This is a genomic window from Bacteroides sp. MSSM.1001136sp1_RTP21357st2_D2_RTP21359_211015, assembly GCF_040913205.1.
Lineage (GTDB): Bacteria > Bacteroidota > Bacteroidia > Bacteroidales > Bacteroidaceae > Bacteroides > Bacteroides ovatus.
This window is the reverse complement of the sequence record NZ_JBDFVF010000002.1, coordinates 66,508-77,642: the sequence shown is the minus strand read 5'-3', so window position 1 is coordinate 77,642 and position 11,135 is coordinate 66,508. Positions and strand designations below refer to the sequence as shown.

Below are 11,135 nucleotides of genomic sequence, written 5' to 3'. Positions count from 1 at the left end.
CTCAAAGAAGTGTACACATGCTCAAGAACATGTTTTTAAGAGGGTGATATTAGGGAATGATTTTAGAAGAGGCAGTGATATTCGTATTTATAGGCTTTTACTATTTAAACATTTGATTTATAGATAAATATGCGGTGTATTGAAGTGTATTATATTCTCATAAGTGTATAGTATAGTTTCTTTGAGGAGTGCAAAAGAAACATATAAAGATAAAAAAATAAGAGGCCAAACTCAAAAATATAATTTGAGGAAGCCTCTTGTTTTTTTCTTTTTAATAAAAATAATACTGTAAATCCTATTTCTTCACGTACGGATAATCTATCGTATATAATCTGTCAGAGTTTGTTTGATAGAGGTGAAGCCGTTAAAAAAAAATTGTTAGACAGCCTCTTTTCGTTATCGGTTTGGTATACTGTCTTTATAAATAGTAATTGTCCTTTTTCTTGTTGAATCATTCTTGATACTGGTTACATCTCCCCGGGTCGTGAAATACACATAGTTTCCCAGATCGAGAAAACGGTACACTTTCACTCCGTCGTGCTCGAACAGATAACTGACTTCATAAGTCTGGTTATTTTCTGATTTTCCGCTTTTCAGTGGAATACCTGCATAGCAGGAAGCTAGTCCCGTTATGCAGAAGAAAAGAATAAAGGTCCGAATCAATGTTTTCATAATCATTTCTTCACGTGCGGATAATCAATCGTATAATGCAATCCGCGACTCTCCTTACGCTCCATTGCCTGACGCATAATCAGATAACCCACATTCACCATATTACGCAATTCGCAGATTTCTCTGGACGCTACGCTACGTTTGAACAGGCTTTCAGTCTCTTCGTAGATAATATCGAGTCTGTCCCAGGCACGTTTCAGACGGAGGTCGCTGCGGACAATACCTACATACGTACTCATAATCTGGTTCACTTCCTTCATACTTTGCGTAATGAGCACCATTTCTTCCGGAGAACGGGTTCCTTCGTCATTCCATTCGGGAATATCTTCATTATAAGAATATTGATCGACCACTTGTAGACTATGTTTGGCGGCAGCGTCGGCATATACGACTGCTTCTATCAGTGAGTTGGAAGCCAGGCGGTTGCCTCCATGCAATCCTGTGCAGGAACATTCTCCCACGGCATAAAGACGTTCGATGGAAGATTGTCCGTCCAGGTCGACAAGGATACCTCCGCAGAGATAATGGGCGGCCGGGGCTACCGGGATATAATCTTTCGTGATGTCGATGCCTAGGCTAAGACATTTTTCGTAGATATTGGGGAAGTGTTTCTTTGTTTCTTCGGGATCTTTGTGGGTGACGTCCAGATATACATGGTCGTCTCCACGGTTCTTCATCTCGTTGTCGATGGCGCGTGCCACGATGTCACGGGGAGCGAGCGAAAGCCGGGGATCGTATTTCTGCATGAACTCTTTGCCGTCCATTGTGCGCAGTACGCCTCCGTAACCACGCATTGCTTCCGTTATCAGGAAAGAAGGGCGGTCTCCCGGATGATACAGGGCGGTAGGGTGGAATTGTACAAACTCCATATCCTTCACCGTACCTTTGGCACGGTAAACCATGGCGATACCGTCTCCGGTAGCGACTAGCGGGTTAGTGGTTGTTTTATAAACAGCCCCTACTCCACCGGTAGCCATTAGCGTCACTTTAGCAAGATAGGTATCTACTTTTCCCGTTTTCGGATCGAGGATATAAGCACCATAACATTTGATGTCCGGTGTTTGGCGGGTTACAGTCACTCCCAGGTGATGCTGTGTCAGGATTTCAATGGCAAACTGGTTTTCGATGACCGTGATATTCGGATGGCGTTGTACGGCTTTAATCAGGCTGTCCTGAATTTCCGCTCCCGTATTATCTTTATGGTGAAGAATACGGAACTCCGAGTGTCCGCCTTCGCGGTGCAAGTCAAATTCGCCTTTCTCGTTTTTGTCAAAATCCACTCCCCACTTAATCAGTTCTTCAATTTGTGCGGGAGCTTCGCGCACTACCTTTTCTACTGCGGCACGGTTACTGATCCAATCGCCGGCAATCATTGTGTCTTCAATGTGCTTGTCGAAATTATCCACCAGAAGGTTGGTGACGGAGGCTACACCTCCCTGGGCGAAGTACGTATTGGCTTCTTCCAGCCCACTTTTACAGATAAGAGCAACTTTACCTTTGTGCGCCACTTTCAGCGCAAAACTCATACCGGCAATTCCGGAACCGATAACGAGGAAATCGAATTTTCTTACCATAATCTTGTTATTTCTCACCGCAAAGCTACAAAATAAGTTACTTCGTTGTACTTTTCGTTGTCACTAATTCATAAAATTGCTACCTTGCAGGCAAAAATCTGACAAAATGAATCGAATTTTTCATGCTCGCATCGCCTGGTACCAATATTTCCTGTTGGTGGTGCTTACTGTAAATGCTGTTGGCGCATTGTGGTGCAAATATATCTTGGTGGCAGTACTGTTTATGTTGATGCTGATTGTAGTGATCGAACAAATTATACACACTACTTATACATTGACAACAAATGGTGATCTGGAAGTCTCACGTGGTCGTTTTATTCGCAAGAAGATCATCCCGCTTTCCGAAATTACTGCAGTCAGGAAATACCATTCCATGAAATTCGGCCGTTTCTCGGTGACGGATTATATCCTGATAGAATACGGAAAAGGAAAGTTTGTTTCGGTGATGCCTGTCAAGGAACAGGAATTTGCAGAACTACTCGAAAAGAGAATGTTCGCAAAGAAAATAAAGGCCACGGAGGCAATAGACCCTGTAGGCTCTCAAGCGGATGAATCGTAGCGTGTTTTGATAATAATGAAAAGATTAACTGATTATATACTATGAAATATCAAGTAATTATCATTGGTGGCGGTCCTGCGGGATATACGGCTGCCGAAGCTGCCGCTAAAGGTGGTTTGAGCGTATTGCTTATCGAAAAGAATAGTCTGGGTGGCGTCTGTCTGAATGAAGGCTGTATTCCTACGAAAACATTGTTGTATTCGGCAAAGACTTATGACAGTGCAAAACATGCATCGAAGTATGCAGTCAATATCCCGGAAGTCTCTTTCGATTTGCCTAAGATAATAGCACGTAAAAGTAAGGTAGTGCGTAAACTGGTGCTGGGAGTGAAAGCGAAGCTGACTGCCAACAATGTTACAATTGTATCAGGAGAAGCGCAGATCATTGATAAAAATACGGTTCGCTGCGGGGAGGAAATTTACGAAGGGGAGAACCTGATACTTTGTACAGGCTCGGAAACTTTTATTCCCCCTATTCCGGGAGTGGATGCGGTGAACTACTGGACGCACAGGGATGCTTTGGACAGTAAAGAATTGCCGGCCTCTCTGGCTATTGTAGGTGGCGGAGTGATCGGGATGGAGTTTGCATCGTTCTTCAACAGTTTGGGAGTACAAGTGGCGGTGGTTGAGATGATGGACGAAATCCTGGGTGGAATGGATAAAGAGCTTTCCGCTTTGCTCCGTGCGGAATATGCAAAACGAGGTATTAAATTCCTGCTTGGTACGAAAGTGGTCGGCTTGTCGCAAACGGAAGAAGGAGCTGTTGTTTCTTATGAGAACGCAGAGGGAAACGGCAGTGTCATTGCAGAAAAGCTGTTGATGAGCGTCGGTCGCCGTCCTGTGACGAAAGGTTTCGGGCTCGAAAACCTGAATTTGGAGCAGACGGAGCGTGGTGCTATCAGAGTTAATGAAAAGATGCAGACTTCTGTGCCGGACGTGTATGTTTGTGGTGACCTGACAGGATTCTCTTTGCTCGCCCATACGGCTGTTCGTGAAGCGGAAGTTGCCGTACATTCCATCTTGGGAAAGGAAGATGCCATGAGTTATCGGGCTATTCCGGGCGTAGTCTATACCAATCCGGAGATTGCCGGAGTGGGTGAAACGGAGGAGTCGGCCTCAACGAAAGGAATCAATTATCAGGTTATCAAACTTCCGATGGCTTACTCCGGCCGTTTTGTGGCGGAGAATGAAGGCGTGAACGGAGTCTGCAAAGTATTGCTGGATGAACAGCAGCGGGTGATTGGCGCTCATGTGTTGGGAAATCCGGCTTCGGAGATTATCACTCTTGCGGGAACTGCCATTGAACTCGGATTGACGGCAGCGCAATGGAAAAAGATTGTTTTCCCACATCCCACGGTAGGAGAAATCTTCCGGGAAGCTCTATAAATGGATTCCGATATCTGGCATCGTTCATTGATGCGGGTATCTTACTGATAAAATCGAATATATGATGAGAAAATATATAATCACTCCGGCCTTATTGGCAATAGTTTGTATGGTGATGTGTCATTGTACATTTAATCGTAAAGCGTCAGTTGCTGCCAATGAATATTTGATTCAGGGCGAATTGGCCAATCTTCCCGACAGCATTGTGATCGGCCTGTATGAAGAAGACGGAAATATTCTCAACTGTGTCTTGAGAGATACGCTTATGAATGGACAGTTCTCTTTCCGCGACACGGTTTCTACCACACGGAAAATGCTGATTATGTCTGATAATCGGGGCTTCCCGGGTACATGGCTGGAAGTGTGGATCGCACCGGGAGAATACATCGAAATCAAGGGACAGGACAAACTAGTGAAAACATGGGAAGTAGTAAGTGATGTGCCGGAACAGCAGGAAGAAAACCGCTTTACGGCTTGCGCGATGGCTCAACAGAAAGAACTGATGCAATACATGGCAGCGGAATATGACTGGCAACGGATGATGTTCATAGACCATCCGGGCGACCGGGAGTTTGAAAGCCAGGCCTGGGCCAAAATAGATTCTATCCGGAAACTGTCAATGCCGTTGCAGCAGGAAATCTGGAAAAAGGAAATGGAATACATGGAAGAAGCGCCCGTCTCTCCGGTGTGGATGGACAGATTATTGTTATTTGCTTCCATGATGAAATATGAAACCATCATGCCTTATAAAGAAGAGGTAAAAAAACTCTATGCCCGAATGTCCGAAGCCGATAAACAAACAGATGACGGACAGGAGATTACAACCTATGTTTATCCTCCCACTACAGTAGGGATTGGAGATATGATGGTGGATGGAGACCTATATGATGCGAATGATTCTCTCCGTCATATTTCCGAGTTCAAAGGAAAATTCATCTTACTCGATTTCTGGAGTAGCGGGTGTGGTCCTTGCGTGGAGTCGATACCCGAAATGGAGAAGGTGATGGATCTGTACAAGGATAAAATGACTGTGATTAGTATTAGTGAGGACCCGAAGGCACGTTGGAAAGAGTATATCAAGACGAAAGGAATGGGCGGTAACCAGTGGAACGAACTTCGTAAAGGACGTACCGGTCTTGCCCTAAATTATCAGGTACGGGGAATCCCTCATTATGTATTGATTGCCCCTGATGGAAAAATCCAGGATGTATGGTCCGGCTATGGCGCCGGTTCGCTTCTTGGACAGGTAGAGAAAAACTTGAAATAGATAGAGGTAAGATACGATCATTTGTTGATGTCATAAACAGTGTTATATGAAAAAAAGTCTTTTGTTAGTCGCCCTTTCAGTTTGTTTGTTGCCACTTTGGGGACAACAGAATTTCTCCCGGATAGATTCGCTTATCAAGAAGATGCTCCCCGAAGCATCCGAAGTCGGCATATCCGTCTACGATCTGACGGCTAAGAAATCACTTTATAACTATCGTGCGGAGAAACTTTCACGTCCTGCCTCTACCATGAAGCTGTTGACGGCTATTACCGCACTTTCCCGCCCCGAAGCCAACGAGCCTTTCCGCACCGAAGTATGGCACGATGGCGTGATAGAGCATGATACCTTGCAAGGCAACCTGTATGTGGTAGGCGGATTCGATCCGGAATTTGACAGCCAGTCGATGGATTCATTGATAGAAGAGGTAATCACTTTCCCTTTTTCGGTTATTAACGGGCAGGTCTATGGTGACGTTTCAATGAAAGACTCCCTTTATTGGGGCAGCGGATGGGCGTGGGACGATACACCTGCGGGTTATCAGCCTTATCTCTCTCCGCTGATGTTCTGCAAGGGGACTGTACAGGTTTCCATAGTTCCATCCACGGTGCAGGGCGATACGGCAAGTGTTTCCTGCCAGCCTCTGTCTTCCTATTATACAGTGACGAATCAGACGAAAACAGGTACCTCTTCTGCCGGGAAATTCTCTTTCACAAGAGACTGGCTGACGAATGGAAACAACCTCCTTATTTCGGGTAATGTCACTTCGATTCGAAAAGATGATGTCAACATCTATGATTCTCCCCGTTTCTTTATGCACACTTTCCTGGAACGCCTTCGTGGGAAAGGAATCACGACTCCCCAGTCGTATGGCTTTGCCGAATTACCTCGCGACAGTGTGAGAGTAGAGCGTATGGCTTGCTGGAACACTTCTGTGCAGAAAGTGCTGAACCAACTGATGAAAGAGAGTGATAACCTCAATGCGGAAGCATTTCTCTGTCGCCTGGGAGCGCAGGCTACGGGAAAGAAGCAAGTAGCTGCCGAAGATGGTATTGTCGAAATAATGAAGCTGATCCGCCGCCTGGGGCATGACCCGAAAGATTATAAGATTGCCGACGGTTGCGGACTGTCCAATTATAATTACCTCTCTCCTGCCCTGCTGGTGGACTTTCTAAAATATGCGTACTCGCAAACAGAAGTGTTTCAGATGTTGTATAAATCACTTCCCGTTGGTGGGGTGGACGGAACTTTGAAATTCCGGATGAAAGGTACTCCTGCTTTTCGGAATGTTTATGCCAAAACAGGCTCGTTTACGGCAATAAATGCGCTTGCAGGCTATCTGAAGATGAAGAACGGACATGAAGTGGCATTTGCCATTATGAACCAGAATGTACTTTCGGCGGCTAAAGCGAGAGCATTTCAGGATAAGGTGTGTGAGGTGATTATTGGGAAATAGGCTGATATGAATACATTAGCCCGTACAACCAAAGTGGAATTCCGTTGTTGAATCCGATTTCTATGTTGTCAAGAGGCAGGTACTATTTTCCATGGAGGGCTCTTTATTGATTCTTCTACAAAAGGACAATTGTATTCTCTAATAAGCAAAAATCGTAGGATTTTGTTTACCAGAGAATACAATTATACTTGTTTTGAATCGAATACTGTAAATTCTATACTCTATATTATATTTACTTTGAGTATTCAGCCCAATTAGTATTCTTCATATCGCCACTCTTAGCCAACTCTGCGTGCATACCAAGTGCAGCCTGAATAGCGTGTGGGGTCTGTGCCCGGTTACCGGCCAGTTTGAGGTAATCCCAAAGAAGCTGTTTGTAGTCAGGATGTGCACAGTTTTCGATGATGGCTTGTGCGCGTTCTTTCGGGCTCTTGCCACGAAGATCGGCAACACCTTGCTCGGTGATAACGATGTTGACATCGTGCTCCGTGTGGTCGTGGTGGGATACCATCGGTACGATCGCGCTGATCTTCCCTTCTTTGGCCACAGACGGACAAGTGAAGATAGAGATGTAAGCGTTGCGGGTAAAGTCTCCCGAACCACCGATACCGTTCATCATTTTTGTTCCGCCGATATGGGTAGAGTTTACGTTGCCGTACAGGTCAACTTCGATGGCTGTATTGATAGAAATGATACCGAGGCGGCGTACTATTTCCGGGCTGTTTGAGATTTCCGACGGACGGAGAACCAGTTTGTCGCGGAAGAAATCCATATCGTTGTAGATGCCTTCCAGACAGTCATTTGTAACAGTCAGTGAACAGGCGCTACCGAATTTGATGCGTCCTTCGCGAATCAATCCGATCACGGAATTCTGGATTACCTCTGTGTACATTTCGAATGCAGGAATCGTTTTATCACGTCCCAATGCACCGAGTACGGCGTTGGCGATGTTTCCTACACCCGATTGCAAAGGCAAGAAACTGGACGGGATAATACCGCGTTTCATGTCGGCTGCAAGGAAGTCGGCAACATTCTGGCCGATTTTGTCGGTCAACGGATCAGCGGCAGCGAAAGAACGCGCTTCGTCCGGCCAGTTGGTTTCCACTACGCCTATAATTTTTTTCGGGTCTACCTGAACGTAAGGCAGTCCGATACGGTCACTCGGTTTATAGATCGGTATTTCGCGGCGGTAAGGCGGGTCGAGCGGTTCGTATACGTCGTGCATACCCATACCGGATTTGCTGTGTGCGCTATTCAACTCCACGATGATCTGGTCGGCAAGACGGCAGATGGTCGGGGCGATGCCGCCGGCGGCAGTCAGATAAATTTTTCCGTCCGGAGTTACTTCGCAGGCTTCGATGATGGCTACGTTCACTTTGCCCATGAACCCGTAGCGCACTTCCTGTGCCATTTGTGAGAGGTGTATGTCGTTGTAGGCAATCTCTCCGTTGTTCACAGCTTTGCGGAAGTCGGCGTTGGTAGTATAAGGAGCGCGGTAGCGGATGGCTTTGGCACGTGACAGTACGCCGTCACAGGATTCCCCTGTCGATGCGCCTGTGAAAATTCCTACTTGAAACGGGTTTCCTTTCGCATGTTCTGCTTCAGCAATTTTTGCGAGTTCGGCTGTTACAGCCTTGGCCGTTCCGGCGGGAGTAAATCCGCTTAGGCCGATGTTGTAGCCATGTTTGATTAGGCTTGCAGCTTCCGCTGCCGAAATACGATTGAGTGACATAAATAGTAAATTTCGTGTTAAATACAGTTGATATTTTTATTGATAATTAATTCTCTGTTTGTACGGCCTTGTACCAATGCTTGGCAATGACTCGTCACATAATGATTCGAAACTCAATGAGTTTACGGGCTCTCTCAATACTTCCGTTGAAGTATCTCTCCCCAGATAATAGCGCGGCGGGCTTCTTCTGCGGAATGAATCGTGAAATCATGTTCGTTATCAGTTGATTCGGTGTGAGAGTTATAATGAGAACCTTGTTGGGAATTTCGTTTATCTTGCGCGGCACTGTTTGCCAGGGATGCGGAAACGGATATTTCTTCTTTTTTTCTTTTCTGCTGCGCCGCTGGTTTCGCCGTCTGTTTGGGAGACTGTTGCGGTGGCGTCTGTTTCAGGGGTTTAGGCTGGAATAATTCTTCCAGCGACTTGGGGCCACCCCATGCCTCGGGCATAGGAACTGCATCCGGAGCTACTTCAACGGGGGATGGCATTGGGGAAACGGGGCGTTTATTCTTAGCTTTTTTCGATTTACTATTCTTATTCACCTCTTTGAATATTCCCACAAGAATGACACCTGCTATCAAGAGAAATTTCAAAAAATCTTCCATTGTGTTTCACTGCTAATTAGTTATCTGCCAAAGTTACGTATTTTATCTGGTTCAGGCTAACATTTTATTATGAAAAAAGGGCAGCTTCACAGCTCCCCTTAATTTTTTTAACCTAAACCTTAACTATGAAAAAATCTAATGTTTCTTTCATTGCACAAATGTGAAAAATAAATTTAAATTTGCCAAGCATATCGCCTAAAAATGTTTATTCTCTTAACATAAATTACAAATTTGCTTGCCAAATCATAAGTTTTTGCGTTATTTTGATATCAATTCACTACTTATTGAAAGCGAAGCCGTATCTTTGCATCCGAATTTTTAAACTAAGATTTGAGTATGAACGAATTAACGGGAGCGGACTTTAAATCCGCAACTGAAATGAAGGATGACAACAAAAAGTTGTTTATCGAAACCTATGGCTGCCAGATGAACGTAGCCGACAGTGAGGTGATTGCCTCGGTGATGCAAATGGCGGGTTATTCCGTAGCCGAAACGCTGGAGGAAGCCGATGCCGTGTTTATGAATACCTGTTCCATCCGCGACAATGCGGAGCAGAAGATTCTGAATCGCCTGGAGTTTTTTCACTCGCTGAAGAAAAAGAAAAAGCATCTGATTGTAGGTGTATTGGGCTGTATGGCCGAACGGGTAAAGGATGATCTGATAACGAATCATCATGTAGACCTCGTTGTGGGGCCGGATGCTTACCTGACGTTGCCCGACCTGATTGCGGCCGTAGAAACCGGTGAAAAAGCAATCAATGTGGAACTTTCTACTACCGAGACTTATCGGGATGTGATTCCGTCGCGTATCTGCGGCAATCATATTTCGGGTTTTGTATCCATCATGCGTGGCTGCAATAACTTCTGCACCTATTGTATCGTGCCCTATACTCGTGGACGCGAGCGCAGCCGTGACGTAGAAAGCATCCTGAATGAAGTGGCAGACCTCGTGGCGAAAGGCTATAAGGAAGTCACCCTGTTGGGGCAGAACGTCAACTCTTACCGTTTTGAAAGACCGACAGGCGAAGTGGTTACTTTCCCGATGTTGCTCCGAACAGTGGCCGAGGCTGCTCCGGGAGTGCGTATTCGTTTCACGACTTCCCATCCGAAGGATATGAGTGATGAAACGCTGGAAGTGATTGCGCAAGTTCCGAATGTGTGTAAACATATCCATCTGCCTGTGCAGAGCGGCAGTTCGCGTATTCTGAAACTGATGAACCGTAAGTATACCCGTGAGTGGTATCTGGACCGGGTGGCAGCTATCAAACGTATCATCCCCGATTGCGGACTGACTACCGATATTTTCTCCGGTTTTCATTCTGAAACGGAAGAGGATCATGCCTTGTCACTTTCGCTGATGGAAGAATGTGGATACGATGCCGCTTTCATGTTTAAATATTCCGAACGTCCGGGAACGTATGCTTCCAAACATCTCGAAGATAATGTGCCCGAAGAGGTGAAAGTCCGCCGGCTGAATGAGATTATTGCTTTGCAGAACCGTCTGTCTGCCGAATCCAACCAGCGTTGCATCGGTAAAACGTATGAGGTGCTTGTGGAAGGTGTTTCCAAGCGTTCGCGCGACCAGCTGTTCGGTCGTACGGAGCAGAACCGTGTGGTGGTGTTCGACAGAGGTACGCACCGTGTCGGTGATTTCGTCAACGTGCGTGTCACGGAGGCCAGCTCGGCTACGCTGAAAGGGGAAGAGGTTGCTGCGGATTAGTTTGTTGCAGAATTTTAGGACCGAACAAGTGTTGCGTGGATTAGCATAGACTATTCCATTTAATATACTTCTCACTGTAGAGGATGCGAAGGGCACAGAGTTAGAGAAAAGCTCTGTGTCCTTCGTGTTTTCTGCACTCTCCATATTCTTCATATCTTGCGTGCTCTCT

9 protein-coding genes are annotated in these 11,135 nt (G+C 45.8%); 5 read left to right on the top strand and 4 right to left on the bottom strand.

The features are described 5' to 3' along the window. Positions 1 to 396: 396 nt before the first annotated feature. Together AB5217_RS02370 and nadB are read right to left on the bottom strand one after the other, a co-directional pair. Entirely contained in the window at positions 397 to 672 is a 276-nt protein-coding gene (locus AB5217_RS02370) for a DUF4884 domain-containing protein (protein ID WP_004312856.1), read from the bottom strand. 2 nt (positions 673 to 674) lie between these two features. Next, the gene (gene nadB, locus AB5217_RS02365) at positions 675 to 2,246 is read right to left on the bottom strand and encodes an L-aspartate oxidase (protein WP_004298834.1); all 1,572 of its coding nucleotides are present in this window, start codon (positions 2,244 to 2,246) and stop codon (positions 675 to 677) included. Between the two features lie 106 nt (positions 2,247 to 2,352). Between nadB and AB5217_RS02360 the strand changes: the two genes are divergently transcribed. The 4 genes from AB5217_RS02360 to dacB all read left to right on the top strand — a co-directional run bounded on the left by AB5217_RS02360 (position 2,353) and on the right by dacB (position 6,910). After that, the gene (locus tag AB5217_RS02360) at positions 2,353 to 2,805 is read left to right on the top strand and encodes a PH domain-containing protein (protein ID WP_004324173.1); all 453 of its coding nucleotides are present in this window, start codon (positions 2,353 to 2,355) and stop codon (positions 2,803 to 2,805) included. Between the two features lie 41 nt (positions 2,806 to 2,846). Next, positions 2,847 to 4,190, top strand: coding sequence for a dihydrolipoyl dehydrogenase (gene lpdA / locus AB5217_RS02355; RefSeq protein ID WP_004324174.1), 1,344 nt, complete (start codon positions 2,847 to 2,849; stop codon positions 4,188 to 4,190). Positions 4,191 to 4,254: 64 nt separating this feature from the next. Beyond that, complete coding sequence (locus tag AB5217_RS02350) at positions 4,255 to 5,457, top strand: TlpA disulfide reductase family protein (protein ID WP_004324175.1); 1,203 nt, start codon at positions 4,255 to 4,257, stop codon at positions 5,455 to 5,457. Positions 5,458 to 5,503: 46 nt separating this feature from the next. Next, positions 5,504 to 6,910, top strand: a complete 1,407-nt coding sequence (dacB, locus tag AB5217_RS02345) for a D-alanyl-D-alanine carboxypeptidase/D-alanyl-D-alanine-endopeptidase (protein ID WP_004324176.1) — start codon at positions 5,504 to 5,506, stop codon at positions 6,908 to 6,910. A 232-nt stretch (positions 6,911 to 7,142) separates the two neighbouring features. Here the strand turns inward: dacB and AB5217_RS02340 are convergent, their stop codons facing one another. Both AB5217_RS02340 and AB5217_RS02335 read right to left on the bottom strand, forming a co-directional pair. After that, positions 7,143 to 8,642, bottom strand: coding sequence for an acetyl-CoA hydrolase/transferase family protein (locus AB5217_RS02340; RefSeq protein WP_004310132.1), 1,500 nt, complete (start codon positions 8,640 to 8,642; stop codon positions 7,143 to 7,145). A gap of 134 nt (positions 8,643 to 8,776) precedes the next feature. Then, positions 8,777 to 9,247, bottom strand: coding sequence for a hypothetical protein (locus tag AB5217_RS02335; RefSeq protein ID WP_004302860.1), 471 nt, complete (start codon positions 9,245 to 9,247; stop codon positions 8,777 to 8,779). A 336-nt stretch (positions 9,248 to 9,583) separates the two neighbouring features. Here AB5217_RS02335 and miaB point away from each other — a divergent pair, with 336 nt between their 5' ends. After that, the gene (miaB, locus tag AB5217_RS02330; protein WP_004322606.1) at positions 9,584 to 10,966 is read left to right on the top strand and encodes a tRNA (N6-isopentenyl adenosine(37)-C2)-methylthiotransferase MiaB; all 1,383 of its coding nucleotides are present in this window, start codon (positions 9,584 to 9,586) and stop codon (positions 10,964 to 10,966) included. Positions 10,967 to 11,135: the final 169 nt, after the last annotated feature.